Source organism: Roseovarius nitratireducens (genome assembly GCF_002925845.1).
GTDB lineage: Bacteria > Pseudomonadota > Alphaproteobacteria > Rhodobacterales > Rhodobacteraceae > Roseovarius > Roseovarius nitratireducens.
Genome location: NZ_PDNI01000065.1, coordinates 93394 through 114248 on the forward strand (window position 1 = coordinate 93394; position 20855 = coordinate 114248).

At 66.7% G+C, this 20855-nt stretch carries 21 protein-coding genes; 9 read left to right on the plus strand and 12 right to left on the minus strand.

All coding sequences use genetic code 11. The annotated features are described in order from the left end of the window. Window positions 1-12 precede the first annotated feature (12 nt). Genes CRJ03_RS13265 through CRJ03_RS13275 form a run of 3 tightly spaced genes read right to left on the minus strand, consistent with a single transcriptional unit; the run spans window position 13 to window position 1807 of the window. A complete protein-coding gene (locus tag CRJ03_RS13265; RefSeq protein ID WP_206018370.1) occupies window positions 13-642 on the minus strand; it encodes a TorD/DmsD family molecular chaperone in 630 nt (209 codons plus the stop codon). Next, the gene (locus CRJ03_RS13270; protein WP_104019356.1) at window positions 639-1265 is read right to left on the minus strand and encodes a DUF3306 domain-containing protein; all 627 of its coding nucleotides are present in this window, start codon (window positions 1263-1265) and stop codon (window positions 639-641) included. Before CRJ03_RS13270 ends, CRJ03_RS13265 begins: the two co-directional genes overlap by 4 nt. Next, the gene (locus CRJ03_RS13275; protein ID WP_439126642.1) at window positions 1262-1807 is read right to left on the minus strand and encodes a DUF3305 domain-containing protein; all 546 of its coding nucleotides are present in this window, start codon (window positions 1805-1807) and stop codon (window positions 1262-1264) included. The genes CRJ03_RS13270 and CRJ03_RS13275 overlap by 4 nt, the downstream gene beginning before the upstream one ends. A gap of 395 nt (window positions 1808-2202) precedes the next feature. On the opposite strand from CRJ03_RS13275, the gene CRJ03_RS13280 reads away from it, so the two are divergent. Next, window positions 2203-4188, plus strand: coding sequence for a 4Fe-4S binding protein (locus CRJ03_RS13280; protein ID WP_104019629.1), 1986 nt, complete (start codon window positions 2203-2205; stop codon window positions 4186-4188). On the opposite strand, the gene CRJ03_RS13285 is transcribed toward CRJ03_RS13280, so the two are convergent. Next, window positions 4182-4949 (minus strand): c-type cytochrome, encoded by a 768-nt coding sequence (locus CRJ03_RS13285; RefSeq protein WP_104019358.1) that lies wholly within the window; start codon window positions 4947-4949, stop codon window positions 4182-4184. The genes CRJ03_RS13280 and CRJ03_RS13285 overlap by 7 nt on opposite strands. A 63-nt stretch (window positions 4950-5012) precedes the next feature. Here CRJ03_RS13285 and CRJ03_RS13290 point away from each other — a divergent pair, with 63 nt between their 5' ends. The 4 genes from CRJ03_RS13290 to CRJ03_RS13305 are packed head-to-tail and all read left to right on the plus strand — an operon-like array spanning window position 5013 to window position 7450. Next, a complete protein-coding gene (locus tag CRJ03_RS13290; RefSeq protein ID WP_104019359.1) occupies window positions 5013-5207 on the plus strand; it encodes a DUF6494 family protein in 195 nt (64 codons plus the stop codon). Between the two features lies 1 nt (window position 5208). Next, on the plus strand, window positions 5209-6270 hold the full coding sequence (locus CRJ03_RS13295; RefSeq protein ID WP_104019360.1) for an Mrp/NBP35 family ATP-binding protein: 1062 nt from the start codon (window positions 5209-5211) through the stop codon (window positions 6268-6270). Continuing rightward, on the plus strand, window positions 6267-6974 hold the full coding sequence (locus tag CRJ03_RS13300) for a biotin/lipoate--protein ligase family protein (protein ID WP_104019361.1): 708 nt from the start codon (window positions 6267-6269) through the stop codon (window positions 6972-6974). Before CRJ03_RS13295 ends, CRJ03_RS13300 begins: the two co-directional genes overlap by 4 nt. Next, complete coding sequence (locus CRJ03_RS13305; RefSeq protein WP_104019362.1) at window positions 6971-7450, plus strand: DUF6505 family protein; 480 nt, start codon at window positions 6971-6973, stop codon at window positions 7448-7450. The genes CRJ03_RS13300 and CRJ03_RS13305 overlap by 4 nt, the downstream gene beginning before the upstream one ends. A gap of 29 nt (window positions 7451-7479) precedes the next feature. Here CRJ03_RS13305 and glyA read toward each other — a convergent pair whose 3' ends face one another. After that, window positions 7480-8787: a serine hydroxymethyltransferase gene (gene glyA / locus CRJ03_RS13310; protein ID WP_276308235.1), complete on the minus strand. Its 1308-nt coding sequence runs from the start codon at window positions 8785-8787 to the stop codon at window positions 7480-7482. Window positions 8788-8947: 160 nt separating this feature from the next. Here glyA and CRJ03_RS13315 point away from each other — a divergent pair, with 160 nt between their 5' ends. Together CRJ03_RS13315 and CRJ03_RS19960 are read left to right on the plus strand one after the other, a co-directional pair. Beyond that, window positions 8948-9709 (plus strand): NAD kinase, encoded by a 762-nt coding sequence (locus CRJ03_RS13315; protein ID WP_104019364.1) that lies wholly within the window; start codon window positions 8948-8950, stop codon window positions 9707-9709. A gap of 603 nt (window positions 9710-10312) precedes the next feature. Beyond that, window positions 10313-10477: a hypothetical protein gene (locus tag CRJ03_RS19960; RefSeq protein ID WP_206018371.1), complete on the plus strand. Its 165-nt coding sequence runs from the start codon at window positions 10313-10315 to the stop codon at window positions 10475-10477. A gap of 76 nt (window positions 10478-10553) precedes the next feature. Here CRJ03_RS19960 and prpE read toward each other — a convergent pair whose 3' ends face one another. Next, window positions 10554-12446, minus strand: coding sequence for a propionate-CoA ligase PrpE (gene prpE, locus CRJ03_RS13320; protein ID WP_104019365.1), 1893 nt, complete (start codon window positions 12444-12446; stop codon window positions 10554-10556). Between the two features lie 215 nt (window positions 12447-12661). Next, on the minus strand, window positions 12662-14941 hold the full coding sequence (locus tag CRJ03_RS13325; protein ID WP_104019366.1) for an NADP-dependent malic enzyme: 2280 nt from the start codon (window positions 14939-14941) through the stop codon (window positions 12662-12664). Window positions 14942-15193: 252 nt separating this feature from the next. Here CRJ03_RS13325 and CRJ03_RS13330 point away from each other — a divergent pair, with 252 nt between their 5' ends. Further along, complete coding sequence (locus CRJ03_RS13330; protein WP_129590284.1) at window positions 15194-16552, plus strand: SPOR domain-containing protein; 1359 nt, start codon at window positions 15194-15196, stop codon at window positions 16550-16552. On the opposite strand, the gene CRJ03_RS13335 is transcribed toward CRJ03_RS13330, so the two are convergent. From CRJ03_RS13335 to CRJ03_RS20345, 4 genes are all read right to left on the minus strand, one after another. Further along, the gene (locus CRJ03_RS13335) at window positions 16549-17568 is read right to left on the minus strand and encodes a type I glyceraldehyde-3-phosphate dehydrogenase (protein ID WP_104019367.1); all 1020 of its coding nucleotides are present in this window, start codon (window positions 17566-17568) and stop codon (window positions 16549-16551) included. The genes CRJ03_RS13330 and CRJ03_RS13335 overlap by 4 nt on opposite strands. Window positions 17569-17649: 81 nt before the next feature. Further along, window positions 17650-18315 carry a sulfotransferase family 2 domain-containing protein gene (locus CRJ03_RS13340; RefSeq protein WP_104019368.1) on the minus strand — a complete coding sequence of 222 codons (666 nt, stop codon included), beginning with the start codon at window positions 18313-18315 and terminating at the stop codon, window positions 17650-17652. Window positions 18316-18356: 41 nt separating this feature from the next. Beyond that, window positions 18357-18914 carry a Hint domain-containing protein gene (locus CRJ03_RS20340; RefSeq protein ID WP_240611687.1) on the minus strand — a complete coding sequence of 186 codons (558 nt, stop codon included), beginning with the start codon at window positions 18912-18914 and terminating at the stop codon, window positions 18357-18359. Beyond that, the gene (locus CRJ03_RS20345) at window positions 18797-19225 is read right to left on the minus strand and encodes a choice-of-anchor L domain-containing protein (protein ID WP_240611674.1); all 429 of its coding nucleotides are present in this window, start codon (window positions 19223-19225) and stop codon (window positions 18797-18799) included. The genes CRJ03_RS20340 and CRJ03_RS20345 overlap by 118 nt, the downstream gene beginning before the upstream one ends. A 154-nt stretch (window positions 19226-19379) precedes the next feature. Between CRJ03_RS20345 and htpX the strand changes: the two genes are divergently transcribed. Then, on the plus strand, window positions 19380-20243 hold the full coding sequence (gene htpX, locus CRJ03_RS13350) for a zinc metalloprotease HtpX (protein ID WP_104019369.1): 864 nt from the start codon (window positions 19380-19382) through the stop codon (window positions 20241-20243). 9 nt (window positions 20244-20252) lie between these two features. Here htpX and CRJ03_RS13355 read toward each other — a convergent pair whose 3' ends face one another. Next, complete coding sequence (locus CRJ03_RS13355) at window positions 20253-20750, minus strand: YHS domain-containing (seleno)protein (protein ID WP_104019370.1); 498 nt, start codon at window positions 20748-20750, stop codon at window positions 20253-20255. Window positions 20751-20855: the final 105 nt, after the last annotated feature.

Genomic DNA, 20855 nt, shown 5'->3' on the forward strand with positions numbered 1-20855 from the left:
TTGTTGCGTGGCTCACGCCCCGCTCATCCGAAAGCCCTCAGCCTCGATCTCCATGAACACCCGGCCGAGCGCGCCGACCGAGGCATAGAGAACAGAGGATTGAGCGCCCTCGAGATCCGTGAAAAAGTGCCCCGCCCAGGGGCTGATGTGCCGTGCGAAGAACGTCCTTTGATCTTCGAGGCTGCCCGGCGCACCAAAGCGACCCCGGATCAGCCCGGCCATCATCTCCATGAGCGAGGCGATATTATCCTCGGGCTCGTAGACGTTCTCGGCCCGCCGCATCCCGCGCGCAGCCATGTCACGGCGCAGACTGGCGAGCGGCTTCTCGTTGAGAAAGCCGGTGAGGTAATAGCTGGCGTAAGGCAGCAACTCGCCCCGCCCCAACCCGATGAAGAGCGCGTTGAATTCCGATTCCACCGCGCGCGGCGTGCTCACCTTCGCCACCCGCGCCAGCGCCGACACTGCCTGCCCCATCGCAGTGTCGTCGCCGCTCAGCGCAGCGGTCCGCTCCAGCAGCGCGGCATCGGCGGGGCGTGCCAGCAGCACGGCGAGGAAGTCGTAGAGATCAGCGCGCATGCGGTCTTCTTCGGCGATCGCGGGCGCGGCTTCTGTGGTGTCCATAATGGCCTCTTGGTTGGTCATGCCTGCTCTCCGGCGTTGTCGGCATAGGCAAAGCGCATCCGCCGACGCGTCGGCGGTTGCGATGCATCTTCCGCATCGGCATCGGCGGCCTCGTTCGGCACAGGCGCAGCCTGTTCACGGGCCTCCGCTTCCGGCGCGACCTCGGCCTCTGCCACGGGCTCCGCCTCGGTCAGCGCCATCGGTTCGGGTGCCTCGCCCTCGGCCTCCGCGGCAGCCTCTGCCTGCCGGGCCATCTCCTGCATATGGGCGAGCATTCCCTTGCCCACCTGATAGGCGGTCTGCATTCCCTCGATCACGCAGGCGCTGTCGGTGAAATCCTCACCGTAATCCACCATCCCATCGAGATTGGCGAGCGCCGGGTTGCTCAGCCACAGCCGCCGAAGCGCCCGGCGGCGCAGGCGCTCGGGCACGGCCTTGGCCATGAAAGCCTGGAAATCGTCACCCGCCTCGAGCGTGTCGGGATCGGGCAGGCCCAGTTCCTCGCAAATCTCCGCGTCCGACTTGTCGGCCAGCTCGGTCTCGCGCTCGGCCTCGGCCTGCGCGGCGGCGGCACGTTCCTCTGCCGCGTCCTCGGCGGCGACCCGCGCCTTGCGGCGCGACCAGAAATCCGCGGCCCCGGTCAATGCATCCTCTCCTTGCGGGCGCGCGATGGCGCGCGGTAGACATCCGCCGTCTGTGGGATGCGCGCATCGCCGATCCCATCCTCCGATCCCGTCACCCGGACCCGATCGCGCTTGCGCTTCTTGAACGCCTCCTCGACGTGGTGCGCGGCGACGAAATCGCGGGTCAGCGCGATCAACCCCTCGGGCATCGGCACCCGCTCCACCATCTCTTCGCCGGTGTCGCAGTAATCCTGCGCCTCGAAGGGCGAGGCGGTGACCAGCGTCACCTCGAAAGGCATCTGCCCGCCCTGCGCCGCCACCGGGCGCATCACAACGTAAACTGACGGAACCCGTGCGCGCAGCGCCTCAAGATAGGCATCGGTTTGCGTGTGGTGGAGATCGAGGGTCAGCGTGGCGGCGTGATACTCGACGACGTCGCCGTCGCGGCGCAATTCACGCCATTCTGCGGGACCCGCGCCAGGTAACACAGCCACCGCACGCCAGCACCACGGCACCCACCGCGTCACCCCCGGCGCACGCCGTACGACAACCCCGAGGGGCAGGAGCAATTGCTTGTCATGTGCGACGGCGGTCACGGCTGGCGATGTCCCCAATTGCTGGCCTTGCCAAGATTGGTGCAGTTTTTTGACCACGCAAAGCATTTTCTGTGCGCAACGGTCTACCGCGGCACGATCCCGGACATTTTGAACCACACCGCCACGGCAACCGTGCCGGATTGGACAGATTGACCGGATCGGCGCCAAAATGCTGCGCCGCCGCATAGCAAGATGCTGAAAACAAATGGAATCAATCAGGCTTACGAACCCGTGAAATTAGCCGCTCACGATCGTGCAGCGTGATTCGAATGGCTGTTTACGGCGACCTCGAATCATGTCTAAGCTTCTGCCTGATCCGCGCCAAACGCGCCTTTCCCGAAACCGAAACACCCGGGGGAAACATGCCCAAACGCTTGATATTATGCGACTGCTCCGGCTCTCAGGAGATCGACGCCGCGGCGCTTTCGCGGACTTCCGGGCTTGTGTGCTCTCGGATGCATAGTGCGCTGTGCACCGCCGAAACAGGGTCCGCCACCAAGGCCATCGCCGCCGCGGACGGCGACGAACCGATAATCTGCTGCACGCAGGAGCGCCGAGTCTTCGACGAGATTGCCGCCGATCTGGGCGTCGAGCCTCCCGCCTGCCTCGACCTGCGTGACCGCGCCGGGTGGACCGACGATCAGGCCTCGACGCTACCCAAAATGTCCGCGCTCGTGGCCGAGGCCACCCTGCCCGCGCGCCCCGACAGGAGCGTGGACGTCACCTCCGAGGGGCTGTGCCTAGTCATCGGTGAGGCCGAGGTGGCACTGTCAGCCGCCGAGCGGCTCGCGCCGATGCTGGCGGTCACGGTCCTTTTGACAGACGACAGCGCCCCGCCCGACAATCGCGATTTCGACACGATCAGCGCGCGCATCACGACGGCACAGGGTGCGCTCGGCGGCTTCCACCTCCGGCTCGACGAGTTGCGCCAGGTCAATCCCGGCGGGCGCGGCGCGCTGGAATGGACCGCGCCGCGCAACGGGGCAGAGACGACCTGCGACGTCATCATAGACCTCACCGTCGGCACCCCACTGTTTCCCGCCCCGGAAAAGCGTGAGGGCTACCTGCGCGCCGATCCCGGCAGCCTGCCAGCGGTGGCCGACGCGATCCTCGCCGCCTCGCAGCTTACCGGCACCTTCGAGAAGCCACTCTACGTGGCGGTCGAGCCGCTTCTCTGCGCGCATTCCCGCGCCGAGCAGACCGGTTGTACCAAGTGCCTCGACATCTGCCCCACCGGCGCGATCACACCCGCGGGAGAGCATGTCAGCGTTGATCCGATGGTCTGCGCGGGCTGCGGGGCCTGCGCCGCGCGCTGCCCATCGGGCGCGATCACCTATGACGCACCGCCACCCGACATGATCCTGCGCCGCATCCAGACGCTGGCGTCGGCCTATCGCCGCGCGGGCGGCGAAGCGCCACGGCTGCTGGTGCATGACGCAGACTTTGGCGCGGAGATGATCCGCCTCGCCGCACGCCATGGGCGCGGCCTGCCCGCCGACGTGATCCCGCTGGAGATGAGCGCGCTCGCAAGCTTTGGCCATGCCGAGATTCTCGCCGCCCTCGCCTCGGGCTTTGCCGAGGTGTCTGTGCTGCTGTCGCCCAGCACCGAGCGCGACGCGCCTGACGCCGAGTTGCCGCTTGCGCAGGCGATGGCGGGCGGCCACCCGATACGCCTTCTTGACCTCGCCGACCCCGACATGCTCTGCGACGCGCTCTACAATATCGAGGCCCCCGCGCCGCTCGCCGAGCCGGTCTTGCCGATGGGCAGCCGTCGGCAGGTGGCGCGGCTGGCCGCCCGCGCTCTCAACCCCGGGGCCGAGAGCCTGCCCCTGCCCGAGGGCGCACCCTATGGCGCAGTTCTCGTCAACCAGGACGCTTGCACGCTGTGCCTCTCGTGCGTGTCGCTCTGTCCCTCAGGCGCGCTGCTGGACAACGAGGATCTGCCGCAACTGCGCTTTCAAGAGGATGCCTGCCTGCAATGCGGCATCTGTGCCACGATCTGCCCGGAAAAGGCGATCACGCTGGAGCCGCGCATGAACGTGACCGAGGCCGCGCTCGGGCAGGTGGTGCTCAACGAGGAAGAGCCGTTTGCCTGCATCGAATGCGGTGCGCTCTTCGGCTCGAAATCGACAATTGAAAAGATCACCGAGAAGCTGGCGGGCAAGCATTCCATGTTCGGCACACCCGACGCCGCGCGCACGATCCAGATGTGCGAGAATTGCCGCATCAACGCACAGTTTGGTACGGCAGACAGCCCGTTCTCGTCGGGCGAGCGCCCGCGCCCGCGCACCACCGAGGATTACCTGTCGAACCGCAAGGTTCAGACGCCGAACCGCAAGGATCACTGAAATTGGATCGGCGCCCCCAGATCGGCGGGAGCGATGCCCGCCACATAGGCAAGGATTGCCTCGATCTCGCCCAGGCTCACCTCGACGGGCACGATGGCCGGCGGCAGGTGCTTGGCAAAGCCCTCGGTCACGCCGGGCACCTGCGTGAAGGCGGGATGCGGGTTGAGGGCGTAGAACGTCTGGAACCGGGCGTCCCAGTCGCTCAGCGTGCGCAGCACCGGAAAGGACGGGGTCGAGCCGATGCCGCCGCGCCGGTTGGGATCAACCACGTGGCAGCGCCCGCACTTGGCTTGCGCAACGCGTCGCCCCAACGCGGCGTCGCCGTCGAAGCTTGGAGCCTCCCCTTCCATCGCGTCGGCCTCGGGCGGCGTGAAGGGCGCCGTGCCCGCCACCTCGTAGCTCGTGACCGTACGCCGCCCAATCTCCGAGGTCAGCCAATCCACGAAGCGCACCGCTCCCGGATGATCGTCCCTGATGCGCAGCCGCCATGTCTCCCCCGAACCAGTGAACACCGCGCGCCCCTCTTGCGTGCCAAGCTCCGCCTCGGCCGCGGCCTTGCCCGGCACAACCTCGATCCGAACGCCAGTCTTCAACGAGAAACGCGGCAACAGGTAATCGAGCAGCCCGCTTTCCACCAGCGACGCGGGCACGGCAAGACTGAACCGCTTGGCATCGGCCTGCGCCGCCAAAGGCAAAACGACCGCCATCACCAGCGCCAGCGCGCCGCAAAGGCACGCGAATATCGGAACGCGACGAACCATACCGGACCGTAGAAACAAGACTATATCCGCGTCAAGCGGACGATCAGAAGGAAGGAGACCGCGATGAGTGACGATTTCAACATGTCGATGCGCAAGTTTCTCAAGCAGGTGGGCGTCACCTCGCAGCAGGCCATCGAGGAGGGGCTGCGTGCCAAGGGCGCGACCGCGGGCCAGGAATTCGAGGCCAAGGTGGTGCTGACCGTCGAGGGGCTCGATGTCGAGCACGTGGTGACCGGAAAGATCAAGGGGCAGAATTGAAGTGGCGGTAACACGCGAGAGCGTCCTAGAGGCGCTGAAGCAGATCACCGATCCCGTGAGCGGGTCTGATATCGTGGCGGCGGGCGTGGTGCGCGCGCTCAATGTCGAGGGCGAGGAGGTGCGTTTCGTCCTCGAGATCGACCCGGCCAAGGCCAAGACCTACGGGCCGGTGCGCGACGCCGCCGAGGCGGCGGCGAAATCGGCAGGTGCGGGCAGTGTTTCGGCGGTTCTGACCGCACACTCGGCCAAGGAGCCGCCCGACCTCAAGCCCGCGAAGAAGGCCGAGCCCAAGGGCCCGCAACGCGTGCCCGGCGTCGACCACATCATCGCCATCGCCTCCGGCAAGGGGGGCGTGGGCAAGTCCACCATCTCGGCCAATATCGCCTGCGCGCTCGCCGCCGAGGGCCGCCGGGTGGGCCTGCTGGATGCCGATGTCTATGGGCCGTCGCAGCCGCGCATGCTGGGCGTCTCGGGTCGTCCCGCCAGCCCAGACGGCAAGATCATCCTGCCGCTGCGCAATCACGGCGTCACCATGATGTCCATCGGCCTGATGGTGAACGAGGATCAGGCCGTGGTCTGGCGCGGACCCATGCTTATGGGGGCGCTGCAACAGATGCTGATGCAGGTGCAATGGGGCGCGCTCGACTGCCTGATCGTCGACCTACCGCCGGGCACCGGCGACGTGTCGATGACGCTGGCACAAAAGACCGAGGTGGACGGCGCGATCATCGTCTCCACCCCGCAGGACGTGGCGCTTCTGGACGCGCGCAAGGGAATCGACATGTTCACCCAGCTCAAGGTGCCGGTCCTGGGCCTGATCGAGAACATGAGCACGCATATCTGCTCCAATTGCGGGCACGAAGAGCACATCTTCGGCCATGGCGGCGTCAAGGCCGAGGCCGAGAAGATGGGCGTGCCGCTACTGGCCGAGGTGCCGCTGCATCTCGATATCCGGGTGGCCTCGGATGGCGGCGCGCCCATCGTGGTGACCAAGCCCGACAGCCCGCAGGCCCAGGCGTTTCGGCAGGTGGCGCGCGATCTCGTCTCGCGCGGCGTGGCATGAGCGCACCCTCCTTTCCGCCGCTGATGTCGGGCCTCGCCGTCACCGGCGCGATATCACCCTTCGACAAGGCCCGCGCGATGGCCGCGCTAGGCTGCGACGCGGGGCTCATCGTGCACAACGTGACCGACAGGCAACTGGCAGCGGCGCTCGTGATGGCCCCCGAGGTGCCGCTGGCGCAGGCGATGGCGATGCTGCCCGCCTGCGGTATCGGCTTTCAGAACGCGCTCGGCGCGCTGGCCCCGCCAGAGGTGGCGGTGCATCTCGAATGGTCGGGCGGCATCCGGGTCAACGGCGCGCGCTGCGGGCGGCTGCGCGTGGCGGCAGGAGGTACCGACCCGGCTGCCCTGCCCGGCTGGCTCGTGGTGGGGCTGGACGTGCCGATTACCCCCGGCACGGACCACCCCGGCGAAACCCCGGACGAGACCGCCCTGCTCGAAGAAGGTTGCGCCGAACTTGACCCTCTCATGCTGCTCGAGGCCTGGGCGCGGCACACACTTGTCTGGATCACCCGCTGGGAGGACGAGGGCCCGCGCCCTCTTCACGCCGAATGGCGCGGCCTCGCCTGGGGCATGGGCGAGGCGGTCACGCTTGATGGCCTAACCGGCACGTGGGTTGGTGTGGACGAGGATTTCGGTATGCTCATGCGCGAGGGTGACATCACCCATCTGATCCCCCTCACCTCGCTGCTGGAGGTCACACAATGAAACTCGCCCGCGCGATCCATTTCGACGAGAGCGACCTGCGCGTCTATCACAGCCCAGCACGCACCGGCGAATGGTGCATTTCCGGCGGCTTCGAATTCTCTAACTGGGGCGAGGGCGATCTGGTCGGCAAGGCACGGCAGGCCTTCGCCAATGGCTGGCTCGGGGTCGAGACCTTCGGCCGCGCCACCTTCGTCGCCGTCACGCAGATCGAGCCGGACGAGGCCGAGGTCGTGACACGAGCGCTGGCGCAGCACTTCGTCGATGTCTACGGCGCGCCCGATATACAGGCCGCCCTGCCCGTGGCACGGGACGAGATTGCTCAGATGGCCGACCTGTGCGACGAGCACGCGCCCAACACGCTGCTCACCGTGATGCGCGAACTGTCAGAGGCCGGGGTGCGCGAAAGCTTCAGTACCATCGCGCCGCAGGGGGCCGAACTCGATCTCGTGGCGGTGCACGGCTCGCTCGACGAATGAGGCGCGCCCGAAGGCGCGCCTCTTAACAATCACAGGTTCGGGTAGATCGGGAAGCGCGCGCAGAGCGCTTCGACCTCAGCCTTGACCTTTTCCTCCACCGCGCCGTTGCCGTCCTCGCCATTCGCGGCGAGGCCATCGACCACCTCGATGATCCAGTCGGCGATCTGGCGGAACTCCGCCTCGCCGAAGCCGCGCGTCGTGCCCGCCGGGCTGCCGAGGCGGATGCCGCTCGTCACCGTGGGCTTTTCGGGATCGAACGGCACGCCGTTCTTGTTGCAGGTGATATGCGCGCGGCCCAGCGCCTTCTCGGTGGCGTTGCCCTTCACGCCCTTGGGCCGCAGGTCCACCAGCACCACGTGGGTGTCGGTGCCATGCGTCACAGTATCCAGCCCGCCCTTGATGAGCTGGTCCGACAGCGCCTGAGCATTGGCCACGACGGCTTTGATATAGCTCTTGAATTCCGGGCGCAGGGCCTCGCCGAAGGCCACTGCCTTGGCGGCGATCACATGCATCAGGGGTCCGCCCTGGATACCGGGGAAGATGGCCGAGTTGAACTTCTTGGCCAGCGCCTCGTCATCCGTCAGGATCATGCCCCCGCGCGGGCCGCGCAGCGTCTTGTGCGTGGTGGTGGTGGCCACATGCGCGTGCGGGAAGGGGCTGGGATGCTCGCCCGCCGCCACGATTCCGGCGAAATGCGCCATGTCGACGTGAAGATACGCGCCCACGCTGTCGGCGATCTCGCGCATCTTCGCGAAATCGATCTGGCGCGGGATCGCCGAGCCGCCAGCGATGATGAGCTTGGGCTGATGCTCGGTGGCCAGCGCCTGCACCTGGTCGTAGTCGATCAGGTTGTCCTGCTTGCGCACACCGTACTGGATGGCGTTGAACCATTTGCCGGACTGGTTGGGCGCCGCGCCATGCGTCAGGTGCCCGCCCGCATCGAGGCTCATGCCGAGGATGGTATCGCCCGGCTTCAGGAGCGCGGTGAACACACCCTGGTTGGCCTGGCTGCCGGAATTCGGCTGCACGTTGGCAAAGCCGCAGCCAAAGAGTTCGCAGGCCCGTTCGATGGCGAGGTTCTCGGCGATGTCCACGAACTGGCAGCCGCCGTAATAGCGCCGCCCCGGATAGCCCTCGGCATACTTGTTGGTCATCACCGAGCCCTGCGCTTCCATCACCGCCGCCGAGACGATGTTCTCGGACGCGATGAGCTCGATCTCGTCGCGCTGGCGACCAAGCTCCTGCTCTATCGCGCGGGAAATTTCGGGATCGCGCGAGGCCAGCGCCTCGGTGAAGAAGCCGCTATCGGCCATGGGCCGGATTCCGTCATGGGGCATGTGCTGTCCTCCGCCAGAAGATAACTTTCGCGATCACGTAGCCGAAAGGTGCCCTCAAGGAAAGATCGCAAAGCGACACATCCGCCCGCCACACCGGCATGGCTGGCCTTGGGGCGCGAATTGTGCTTCGATCCGCGCGCCAAAGCCGCGAGGAGTCCAGATGCGCCGCAAGATCGCCTTTGTCGCCAGCGACGTGCCCAGCGCCCAAACCGCACGCGCCGCCCTTGTCGCGCGCTTCGGCGATGCACCCGAAGCGCGGGCCGACGTGATCGTGGCGCTGGGCGGGGACGGGTTCATGCTGCACACCATGCACCGCACGCAGGCGCTCGACACGCCGGTCTACGGAATGAATCGTGGCACCGTCGGCTTTCTGATGAACGACTATACCGAAACCGACCTGCCCGAGCGGCTCGCCAGTGCCGAGGAAGAGATCATCAACCCTCTGGCCATGCGCGCCGAGGCCAATGACGGCACGGTGCACGAGGCGCTGGCCATCAACGAGGTATCGCTCCTGCGCGCCGGACCGCAGGCGGCCAAGCTGCGCATCTCCATCGACGGGCGGTTGCGGCTGGAGGAGTTGATCTGCGACGGCGCGCTGGTGGCCACGCCCGCCGGCTCCACCGCCTACAACTACTCCGCCCACGGGCCGATCCTGCCCATCGGCTCGGACGTACTGGCGCTCACCGCGGTGGCCGCGTTCCGTCCCCGACGCTGGCGCGGCGCGCTCTTGCCCAAGACAGCCTGTGTCCGCTTCGACGTGATCGAGCCGGACAAGCGTCCGGTGATGGCCGATGCCGACAGCCGCTGGGTGGAAAGCGTGAACTGGGTGGAAATCCGCTCGCGCACCGACATCCGCCACCGCATCCTGTTCGATCCCGGCCACGGGCTGGAGGAACGGTTGTTGCGCGAACAGTTTACCTGAAGTGACCAGAATGGCTCTGTTATCCACAAAAAAATTCATAGGCTTGCACAAAGCTGATCTGTAAAGGCCCAGCCATTTAAACGAGAGGTCTGCATCGTGGTTGCGCCCATAGGCCATCGCAGCCAGGCTCTTCACCGTCTCGGGGCGCGACCCGCCGCGCAACAGCGCCCCGATGCCGCGAAATCCGTGAAAGGCACATCCAGATCGGCCCACGCCTGAATGAATCCGCAACGAATTTCCGTGCTCACCGTCCCGGTGAGCCGCAAATGCCGCGTGGCGCCCGCGCCCCGCGCCCCGCGCCTCGCCGGCGGAGACGTCGCCCACCACCTGATCGGTGAAAAAGCGATGGGCACCGGGTGGCTGCGGCACGTAACCGTCGGATGACGGATCGGGTATGGCACAGACCAGACAAGCAAAAAATGCATGGATATGAAGGCACACGATGTGTCTCCTCATGTGGAGACAGCTCCCCTGACAAGCGCGCGCACCCCTCCTTGTTATCGGATATCATCAGCACGCTATTGCTTGTCCTACCCCGACTTGCGCACCCTCGCTTTGCCTGCACTACGCAGGTGTGCCATGTCAGGGAAGGGAGGCACGGTCATGCGGGTAATGAATGCCATCAGGATACTTCTGCTTGGAAGCCTGATCGTCGCGGGAATCGTCTTGTATCCGGAGCGGGATGGAAACAGCCCCGATGCGGCCTCTGTAACCAGTCTCATCCCCAACCCCGTGACGGTAACGATCCTGACCGCGCGCTCGTCCTGAGGCACGGCTCTTCTCCTGCCCGGCGCACCGGGCAAGCCGATCCCCCGCGCGGGTCCGCCCGCGCGGGGGAATTTCGTCAATCTTTTGCCAGACCAATACTTTGCAGGGCACTCTTGATCTCGTCGAGGATCGCCGGATCGTCGATCGTGGCGGGCATCTTGTACTCCTGCCCGTCGGCGATACGTACCATGATCGCACGCAAGATCTTGCCCGAGCGGGTCTTGGGCAGGCGATCCACCACCACAGCGAGCTTGAACGCCGCCACCGGCCCGATCTGGTCGCGAACGAGGCCGACGCATTCGCGCACGATCTCATCATGGCCGCGGTTGACGCCCTTGGTCAGGCACAGGAATCCCACCGGCGCCTGCCCCTTGAGCGCGTCGCTCGCCCCGATCACGGCGCATTCGGCCACGTCCGGATGGCTGGCCAGAACCTCCTCCATCGCGCCGGTGGACAGGCGATGCCCGGCCACGTTAATCACATCGTCGGTGCGCGCCATGATCCACAGATAGCCGTCCTCGTCCTTCATGCCCGCGTCGCCGGTCTCGTAATAGCCGGGGAAATGGTCGAGGTAGGATTTGCGATAGCGGTCTTCGGCATTCCACAGCGTCGGCAGCGTGCCCGGCGGCAGCGGAAGCTTGATCGCGATGGCGCCCAGCGTGCCTGGCCGCACCTCGTGCCCGCCCTCATCGAGGATCTGCACGTCATAACCCGGCATCGCCACGGTGGGCGAGCCGATCTTGACGGGTATCGGCTCGCACCCTGCCGGGTTGCCGGCGATGGTCCAGCCCGTCTCGGTCTGCCACCAGTGGTCATAAACCGGCACGCCCATCTTGTCGGCGGCCCAATTGATCGTGTCGGGATCAGCGCGCTCGCCCGCGAGATAGAGCGCGCGCAGGCAGGAAATGTCGTATTTCGCCAGCTCCTTTGCCTCCGGGTCGTCGCGCTTGATCGCACGGAACGCCGTTGGCGCGGTAAAGAAGCTGCGCACGTTGTGCTCGGAGATCACCCGCCAGAAGGTGCCGGCATCGGGCGTGCCCACCGGCTTGCCCTCGAACACGACGGTGGTGTTGCCGTGAATGAGCGGCCCGTAACAGATATAGCTGTGCCCTACGACCCAGCCCACATCCGACGCCGCCCAGAACACCTCGCCAGGGTTCACGTCATAGATGTTCTTCATCGTCCAGTTGAGCGCCACCAGGTGCCCACCAGTGTGGCGCACCACGCCCTTGGGCTGCCCGGTGGTACCAGAGGTATAGAGGATGTAGGCAGGGTGGTTGCCCTCGACGGGCAAGCATTCGGCGGGCTCGACCCCGTATTGAAAGGCGTGCCAGTCCAGATCGCGCCCCGGTTCGAGATGGGCAACCTCCTCCTCGCGCTGAAAGATCACGCAAAACTCGGGCTTGTGCGCGGCCTGTTCGATCGCCCCGTCCAGCAGCGGCTTGTACTGCACCACCCGGCCCGGCTCGATTCCGCAGGAGGCGGCGATGATCGCCTTCGGTGCGCAATCGTCAATCCGCACCGCCAGCTCGTGCGCGGCAAACCCGCCGAACACCACCGAATGTACCGCGCCGATCCGCGCGCAGGCCAGCATCGCCTCCAGCGCCTCGGGCACCATCGGCATGTAGATGATAACGCGGTCGCCCTTTTCCACGCCGCGCGCACGCAAGGCACCTGCCAGCCGCGCCACCCGCGAGCGCAGTTGCGCATAGCTGATCTTTTGCTTGATGCCGGTCACGGGACTGTCATGGATGATCGCCGCCTGCGCGCCGCGCCCGGCCTCGACATGGCGATCCACCGCATTCCAGCATGTATTCACCAGCCCGTCACTGAACCATTCATAGAGCGGGGCGTTCTCGGCAAAGAGCGCTTTCGACGGCTTGCGCGCCCAGTCGATCGCCTCGGCCTGTTCAAGCCAAAATCCCTCGGGGTCAGCCAGCGAACGCGCGTAAATCTCCTTGTATCCCATCGTATCCTCCTCCGATCCTTTGCATCGGTGTTACGGATCGCGTGGGCCTGCGGCAAGCGTCGAGCGCGGCGGCGCGGCAGAAGGCCGCGAAATATTTGCAGAAACTCCCCCAGATAGCCTGCAAATTTTTGCAAACTATCGGCAAGGAGGGCTTTCTAGTCTCCCGAAGCGGAAACTTTGCAAATTTTCCTGAAAACCCCTGCTAACCGGCGATTCTATCCGTAATGCGCCACCGGTGTTCCGGCGATCGCGGCCATGTTCAGAAGACCCCGCGCCGTGATCCCCGGCGTCACCACATGCGCGCGGTTTCCCATGCCCATCAGGATCGGCCCCACCTCCAGCCCGCCAGCCTTGGCCTTGAGGATGTTCCGCACCCCCGAAGCCGCGTCGGCATGGCCAAAGATCAACACGTTTGCCACCCCCTCCAGCCGGTTGCCGGGCAAGAGCCGGTCGCGCAGTTCCGGATCGAGCGCGGCATCCACGTTCATCTCGCCCTCGTAGGCAAAGTCGCGCGGCGCGGCGTCGAGCAGCTCGATCGCCGCGCGCAACCGCTTGCCCGAACCCTCGGACTGGTTGCCAAACTGCGACTGCGAGCAGAACGCCACCTTGGGCGTGATCCCGAAACGGCGAACGTGGCGCGCGGCCCCGATGGCGATCTCGGCGAGGTTTTCTGGCGTCGGCAGCGAATAGACATGGGTATCGGCGATAAAGAGCGGCCCATCCTCGAGGATCATCAGGCTGAGCGCGCCGTGTGGATGATGCTCGCCATCAGCCAGCACTTGGGACACGTAGTTGAGATGCCAGCGAAACTCGCCGAATGTGCCACAGATCAGGCTGTCGGCCTCGCCGCGCTGCACCATCACCGCGCCGATGGCAGTGGTGTTGGTACGCATCACCGCGCGCGCGATGTCGGGCGTCACTCCGCGCCGCGCCATGATCGCGTGATAGGTCTCCCAGTAGTCGCGGTAGCGCGGGTCGTTCTCGGGGTTGACCACGTTGAAATCGCGCTCCGGCCGGATCGCCAGCCCCGCCCGCTCGCAGCGCCGAGCGATCACCTCGGGCCGCCCGATCAGGATCGGCTGTTCCGGTGTCTCCTCCAGGACCGCCTGCGCGGCGCGCAGCACGCGCTCGTCCTCGCCCTCGGCAAAGACGAGACGGCGCGCCGCGGTTCGCGCAGCCTCGAAGACCGGACGCATCAGCAGCGCCGACTTGAACACGCTGGCATCGAGATCGGCCTTATACTGCTCCAGGTCGGCGATGGGTCGCGTGGCGACACCGGTCTCCATTGCCGCGCGCGCTACCGATGACGACACGATCCCCGACAGACGCGGGTCGAACGGCTTGGGGATCAGGTAATCGGGGCCGAAAGTCATCGCCTCGCCGCGGTAGGCCGCCGCCGCCTCGGCGCTGGTGCTGGCGCGGGCGAGATCGGCGATCCCTTGCACGCAGGCCACCTGCATGGCGTCGTTGATCTCGGTCGCACCGGCGTCCAGCGCCCCGCGGAAGATGAACGGGAAACACAGCACATTGTTGACCTGGTTGGGAAAATCCGAGCGCCCCGTTGCGATGATCGCGTCCGGCACCGCCGCGCGCGCCTTATCGGGCATGATCTCGGGGTCGGGGTTGGCCAGCGCGAAGACGATTGGGCGCGCCGCCATCTCGCGCACCATTTCCGGCGTCAGCACGTTGGGCCCCGACAGCCCTAGGAACAGGTCCGCGTCCGCAATCACGTCGCCCAGGCTGCGCAAGTCCGAGGCTTGCGCAAAGGCGGCTTTCTCGGGGTTCATGTCTACCTCGCGGCCCTCGTGCACCAGCCCATGAATGTCGCACAGCCACACGTTCTCGCGTTTCACCCCCAGCTTCAGCAGCATGTTTAGACAGGCGATGCCTGCCGCGCCGCCTCCCGCCGAGACCACCTTGATATCCTCGAACCGCTTGCCCGCTACATGAAGCGCATTGGTCGCCGCCGCACCCACCACGATGGCTGTGCCGTGCTGGTCGTCATGGAACACGGGGATGTTCATCCGCTCACGACAGATGCGCTCGACGATGAAACAGTCAGGCGCCTTGATATCCTCGAGATTGACCGCGCCGAAGGTGGGCTCCAACGCGCAAACGATCTCGGCCAGCCGCTCAGGATCAGCCTCGTTCACCTCGATGTCGAAACAGTCGATATTGGCGAATTTCTTGAAGAGCACTGCCTTGCCCTCCATCACCGGCTTGGAGGCAAGCGCGCCGATATTGCCCAGGCCCAGCACCGCGCTGCCGTTCGTGACCACTGCCACGAGGTTGCCGCGCGCGGTATAGCGGCGCGCGGTCTGCGGGTCGGCCTTGATCTCGATGCACGCCTCGGCCACGCCGGGGCTGTAGGCGCGCGCCAGGTCGCGGCCATTGGCCATCGGCTTGGTGGCGCGTATCTCCAGCTTCCCGGGCTTGGGGAACTCGTGATATTCAAGCGCCGCCGCGCGCAGGATGTCCTTGGGGCTATCGGTCATGGGTCTCCTCCCGGTCTCCGATCAGCATAACGCAACGATCGTTTAACGTTAAACCATTTTGGTCTTAGCACGACTCACTCGACCCGCAAACCCCCTGCCTGAGGACCGGACGGCCCAAACTCGGGGCTTCGGCACCGGGACCGACCCCCAGCATCTGCGGTAAGTGACGCGCACGCCACTAGATGAGCCAATACCTGTTTACTAAGCGGTGAAAATAAGGCACGTTTCCGGGTATTGATCTAGGGGGGTCGCATGTCGGTTCGTCGCTTTCTGTATCTGTCCTGCATGGCTGTTGCGCTGACCGCAGGGCCGGGCGAGGCGCAATCCCTTCGTAACCTGCCCGTTCCGGCCGAATTTCCACCCGATTCCTACAGTGGCACACAATATGTCGATAGCGCGGGCTGCGTCTTCATCCGGGCGGGCGTTGGGGCGGCCGAGACGTGGGTGCCGCGCCTCACTCGCTCGCGCCAGCCGCTTTGCGGTTTTAGCCCCTCGCTCGCCAAGGCCAAGGCAGACGAGGAACCCGCTCAAAAGACACAACGAACGGCGGCTGCGCCCAAGCCGACACCCGCGCCACGTAGCGCGAAGCCCCCGGCAAAGCCCGCCACCGCACCCCGCACAGCCAGTGCCCGGCCCGCCCCGCGGGCGCCGGAGCGCGTCACTGTCATCGTCACCCCCAAGACCGCGCCGCAAGCCGCGCCGAAGCCCGAGGCCAAACCCGCAGGACGGCCCGCGCGCAAGATCACGCCCCCCGACCCCGGACAAACCGCCTGCGCCGGGATCAGCGGCGTGTCGGCGGCCTATACCGTCCAGCACAACGGCTCGCCCGTGCGCTGCGGCCCGCAACAAGCGCACTACATCACCTATGCACGAGGCGGCAGCACTGCCGTCACCCCACCGCCGGGCACAATCGCCACGCCCGAGAGCGTGCCGCCCGGCACCCGCGTCGCGCCGGCCCGCGTCTACGCCAGCCAGCAGACCAGCCTCGCCGGTATCAGCGTGCCCGACGGCATGAAACCGGCTTGGGAAGACGACCGCCTCAACCCGCGCCGCGCGCACCAGACCTTCGAGGGCAAGGCGCGGATGGAACTGATGTGGACGAACACCGTGCCGCGCCGCCTCATCGACCGGAGCACCGGGGCCGACGTGATCCACAACTTTCCGGGGCTTCAGCCGCCCTATACCAGCTTCGACGAGCAGCGCGCCGCCGGGGTGACCGTGGCCACGCGCGGCAGCTACGTGCCAGATCCCGTCACCGTAACCGAGGCGCGTCAGCGCGCACAGGCCAGCGCACCTCTCACCTCGATCTCGACGCGCTCGGCCCCGGCCACCACCGCTGCCGTGCCGGAGCCAAAGCCAACGCCCGCCCCGCAAAAGCCGCGCCAAACCGCGCATTACGCGCAGGCGGGTCTCTTCGCCGATGCCGCTCAGGGCCTTGCCGCGGCGCGTCGTGTCGCCGGGGCCGGGATGCCCGCCCGGCGCGGCACGCTTCAACGCGACGGGCGCAAGCTAACCCTCGTGCTCGCCGGGCCGTTCGGCTCAATGACGGACGCGCGCGCAGGCGCGGCGCGGCTACGCGGCATGGGCTTCGAGAACGTGCGGCTGCGCTAGACTGCGGGCGGGCGCGCCGCCCCCCAGCCCATGAGCAGCGCCATGTCGAGCATCCGGGCGGAAAAGCCCCACTCGTTGTCATACCAGCCGAACACTCGCAACAGCCCGCCCGCCGAGACCGATATCTGCGGGCCGCTGACAATCAGGCTCTCGGGCCGCCCGCGCAGGTCCGACGACACCAGCGGCGCCTCGGTCCAGCCCAGCCAGTGATGGCGCGCGGCGGCGTCGCGCAGCATCGCGGCCACCGCCTCTACCGTCACCGGAGCGCGGGTCTGCACCGTCAGGTCGATGGCCGAGACCGACGCCGTCGGCACCCGGATTGCCCGCGCCTCGATACGTCCCGCGAGGCCGGGCAGAACCTGCCCCGTCAGGTGCTGCGCGCTCGTGGTGGTGGGCACCATCGACAGCGCGGCGGCGCGACTGCGCTCGGGCGCACCACGCGGCTTGTCCACCGTGGGCTGGCTGCCGGTATAGCAATGCACCGTGGTCATTTGCCCGCTCTCGATGCCATACGCCTCGTCCAGAAGCCGCGCCAGCGGCGCGAGCGCGTTGGTGGTGCACGATGCGTTCGACACGATCCGCTGCCCGGCCAGCGCCTCCTCGTTGGCCCCCATCACCACGGTGATATCGGCCTCGTCCGAAGGCCCCGAGACCAGCACCATGCGCGCGCCCGCCGCCAGCCCCCGCTCGGCCACGGCGCGCGCACCGGCCATGCCGGTGCAGTCGAGCACCAGATCGACGCCCGAGAGGTCGAGTTCGCTCAGGTCGCGCGCCGCGTGGAACGGGATCGCACACCCGTCCACCACCAATGTCGCCGCATCCTCCCACGTCACCGTGCCAGGCCAGGGGCCGAACACGCTGTCATACTGGAAGAGATAGGCACAGGTCTCGATCGGCTCGATCTCGTTGATGCAGACCAGTTCGAAATCGCGGCGCTCGCGCATCAGGATGCGCAGGATCGTGCGGCCGATGCGCCCGAACCCATTGATGGCGATACGCAGGGGCGGTTGGGTCATGGCGATCTCCCGGGGCAAAGGTCAGTGCCGCTGACATTGTCCCAGGTCGCGCGGATTGGCCAGAGGTGAAACACGATTTGATCAAATCGACCCATGCGGTTCGAAGCAATAGTCGAACCGCGCGATATCCTCGGCGGCGATGTCGGCCACGATCGCTGCGGTGTGGTCGCTGTAATACCCCCGGTAATCGCCGCGCGCCGAGGTGTTGAGCCGCGGCAGGTCGAGGCGAAATCCGAGATGCTGCCAGAGCGGCCCGGCATCGGCCTCGAACGCCTCGAGCCGTATGCAGAGGCGGGCATGTTCCTGGCCATCAGAGGCGGTCATGTAGTGGCGCGCGGGATGCGCGGACCAGGCGGCGCGGGTCTCGGGCGCGGTGACGAACCCGGCGAAATCGCGCGCCCGCGCCAGCCGCACCGCCGGATGATCAAAGCTCTGCGCGCGCGCCCAGTTGTAATAGCTCACCATCCGGTCCCACGGGTTGCGCACCAGGGTGACAGTGAACATGGTGGCGATCTCTGCGGGCGTCAGCAATCCGTCGATATCGGCGAGCGTGGAATGCTTCCACAGCCGTCCCCGTGCCTGACCGCGCAGGCGCGCCACCCGCCCGCGCCGCCGCCGCGCCTTGGGCGTGTCGCCGATCAGGATGTCGGTGGCGGTTGCCCGCGCCTCCAGCGCCTGCGCGAGCGAGGTGCCCCCGGTCTTGGGAATGTGAACGAAAATATAGCCACGGTCGCGCGAGAGGATCATCCCGCCAGTCTAGGCTGGGACGGGGCGGCAGGGAACGAGTCTTACGCGCCGCACCCCGGGGCGGGCGGGCGCGCTACCGCATCACCCGCTCTCGGAGGCCTGCCGAACCACCCTGCACAACCCTGCCGCCGGGCGGGAAGGTCGCGACAAGCAGCCCTGCCTCGTAGCGGCGCAGCACCCGCCGCGCGGCGGGGCCATAGCGCGCGGGCCCCCATCCCCTCGTACAGCTCGGGAAACAGGCGGCGCAGCTCGGCTTCGGCTTCTACGTCGAAGCCGTTCATCGTCTCGGGGCCGGGGTGATAGCTCTCGCTCCACAGCCCGTTTGCGCACACGATCTCGTGCCGGTCGAAGAGCAGGTGCACGTAGCGCAGCGCGCGCCCGTCCTCGCACCGCGCGATCCCCGCCTGGCCAGCGAGGTCAAGCGCCCGCACCAGCACCCCGCGCTCGGCAAAGAGCAGGTCCGCGGTCGGCCTCGTGATCATCACCCGGTGATTTGGCGACAGGTCCAGCGCCACGTGATCCCCCAACGCGCCCGCCGCGATACGCACGGGCGCATCCGGTCCTTCAGCCCGCCGCGTGCTGATCCCCAGCCAGCCCAGCGGCTGCGCCCCGAGATCGCACTCAGGTCCGCGTCGCCCAAGGTGAGATTGCTCGTCGAGGTGCCGGCGGAGATGTTGGCATCGCCCGAGGAATTGGTGATGTCGGTGGCGCGGCCCGTGGACAGGATCACGCCGCTGTCGGACGGGGTGAAGCCCGGTGCCACGCTGTCGCCCTGTGAGTAGATTCCAGAGGCGTGCTCCGCCCCCTGATAGCTGGCGTCGAGCACGCTGATGCCGGCACCGAACATGGCGTTGGCCATGTCCATCGCAGAGGCATCTATCTCGATAGGCAGTTCGGATGTGATGGCCATGCGTTTCTCCGTTTCGCACGACCCTCTCCGCCGCCGGTCAAGACCCGCTTAACGGCAGCCTGGAAAATGCATAAAATTCGCGACCCCCCAGCGCCGGGCCCGCTTGCACCCCAGCCGCCCGCCCCCATATTCGCGATGATCAAAGGAGGCTTGGATGACCGGATACCTGCGCACCGCAGTGCTGATGGCAGCGATGACCGCGCTTTTCCTCGGTCTCGGCGCGCTCTTGGGCGGTATGGGCGGCGCGCTCATCGCGCTCGTGATCGCGGTGGCGATGAACGCGTATATCTGGTGGAATTCCGACAGGATGGTGCTGCGGATGCACGGCGCGCGTCCCGCCGACGGCCCCGAGGGGGCGGCGCTGGCGAACATGGTAAGAGAGATGGCCGACCGCGCGGGCATGCCGCCCCCCGCAGTCTACGTGATCGACAACGACCAGCCCAACGCCTTTGCCACCGGGCGCAATCCCGAAAACGCCGCAGTGGCCGCCACCACGGGCCTGCTGCAGCATCTTTCGCGCGAAGAGATCGCCGCCGTGATGGCCCATGAGCTGGCCCATATCCGCAACCACGACACCACCATCATGACGATCACCGCGACCTTTGCCGGTGCGATCTCGATGCTGGCCAATTTCGCGCTGTTCTTCGGCGGCAGCCGCAACAACCCGCTTGGCCTGATCGGCACGCTGGCGCTGATGATCCTCGCGCCGCTCGGCGCCGCGCTGGTGCAGATGGCGATCAGCCGGGGTCGCGAATACGAGGCCGACCGGGTGGGTGCGGAGATCTGCGGCAATCCACTCTGGCTCGCCTCGGCGCTGGGAAAAATTTCGGGGCTGGTGGCACGGATCGATAACGAGGCGGCCGAACGTAACCCCGCCACCGCGCACATGTTCATCGTCAACCCGCTGCACGCCCATGCGCGCGACAAGCTCTTTTCCACCCATCCCGCGCCCGAAAACCGTATCGCCGCGCTGCGCGAGATGGCCGGGCAGACGCGCCGGCGCGGCCCCTGGGTCTGAGTCGGGGGCTTACGATCCCGCCTTCAGGATCTCGGGCCAGCGTTCATCGCCCTCTGTGATGAAGCGGGGAATGTTCTGTTGCCAGCGCGCCTGGATATCGTCGTTGTAGTTGAGGTAGAGCTTGCCATCCACGATCGCCCAGTTGTCGGGCTGCGTGGAGTAGAGCTCGCCCTTCTCCGCCACCGCCCATGCGCAAAATCCGCCATATTGCGGGGCATAAGCCTTGGGATCGTCGGCAAAGCGATCACGGGTCTCGGCACTGGCGAAATGCCAGGTCGCGCCGTTCCATTCCAGCGCGTGCTCGGGTGTGCCGGGCACGGCGCGCCCTTCGGTAAAATAGGCCACCGGATCGGTGCCACGGATCGCCACGCCATCGGGCGCATAGACCGGGGCCGTGGCCAGTTCCTCGAAACCGCCGAGGTACTTCTGTCCCGCGACCGCCGCAATCGCCACAAGCCCCGCCACGCCCACCGCGATGAAAACCCGCCGTCCAAACTTGTTCACCATGTTAATCTCCTCGCTTGCACCTGCCCGTGATTTGGGGGCGAACCGCCGACATCCAAATCACAAAATCGCGGGCTGTGTGTCAGCGCGCACGCAGGCACCATTGCA

Bases quoted from the DNA above. Each gene is read 5' to 3' on its own strand.
- CRJ03_RS13265 (WP_206018370.1), bottom strand. From the start codon at position 642: ATGACCAACCAAGAGGCCATTATGGACACCACAGAAGCCGCGCCCGCG.
- CRJ03_RS13280 (WP_104019629.1), top strand. From the start codon at position 2,203: ATGCCCAAACGCTTGATATTATGCGACTGCTCCGGCTCTCAGGAGATC.
- glyA (WP_276308235.1), bottom strand. From the start codon at position 8,787: ATGCCCCATGACGGAATCCGGCCCATGGCCGATAGCGGCTTCTTCACC.
- CRJ03_RS19960 (WP_206018371.1), top strand. From the start codon at position 10,313: ATGCGGGTAATGAATGCCATCAGGATACTTCTGCTTGGAAGCCTGATC.
- CRJ03_RS13285 (WP_104019358.1), bottom strand. From the start codon at position 4,949: ATGGTTCGTCGCGTTCCGATATTCGCGTGCCTTTGCGGCGCGCTGGCG.
- CRJ03_RS13330 (WP_129590284.1), top strand. From the start codon at position 15,194: ATGTCGGTTCGTCGCTTTCTGTATCTGTCCTGCATGGCTGTTGCGCTG.
- CRJ03_RS13305 (WP_104019362.1), top strand. From the start codon at position 6,971: ATGAAACTCGCCCGCGCGATCCATTTCGACGAGAGCGACCTGCGCGTC.
- CRJ03_RS13340 (WP_104019368.1), bottom strand. From the start codon at position 18,315: ATGATCCTCTCGCGCGACCGTGGCTATATTTTCGTTCACATTCCCAAG.
- CRJ03_RS13290 (WP_104019359.1), top strand. From the start codon at position 5,013: ATGAGTGACGATTTCAACATGTCGATGCGCAAGTTTCTCAAGCAGGTG.
- CRJ03_RS20345 (WP_240611674.1), bottom strand. From the start codon at position 19,225: ATGGCCATCACATCCGAACTGCCTATCGAGATAGATGCCTCTGCGATG.
- CRJ03_RS13300 (WP_104019361.1), top strand. From the start codon at position 6,267: ATGAGCGCACCCTCCTTTCCGCCGCTGATGTCGGGCCTCGCCGTCACC.
- prpE (WP_104019365.1), bottom strand. From the start codon at position 12,446: ATGGGATACAAGGAGATTTACGCGCGTTCGCTGGCTGACCCCGAGGGA.
- CRJ03_RS13355 (WP_104019370.1), bottom strand. From the start codon at position 20,750: ATGGTGAACAAGTTTGGACGGCGGGTTTTCATCGCGGTGGGCGTGGCG.
- CRJ03_RS13325 (WP_104019366.1), bottom strand. From the start codon at position 14,941: ATGACCGATAGCCCCAAGGACATCCTGCGCGCGGCGGCGCTTGAATAT.
- htpX (WP_104019369.1), top strand. From the start codon at position 19,380: ATGACCGGATACCTGCGCACCGCAGTGCTGATGGCAGCGATGACCGCG.
- CRJ03_RS13335 (WP_104019367.1), bottom strand. From the start codon at position 17,568: ATGACCCAACCGCCCCTGCGTATCGCCATCAATGGGTTCGGGCGCATC.
- CRJ03_RS13315 (WP_104019364.1), top strand. From the start codon at position 8,948: ATGCGCCGCAAGATCGCCTTTGTCGCCAGCGACGTGCCCAGCGCCCAA.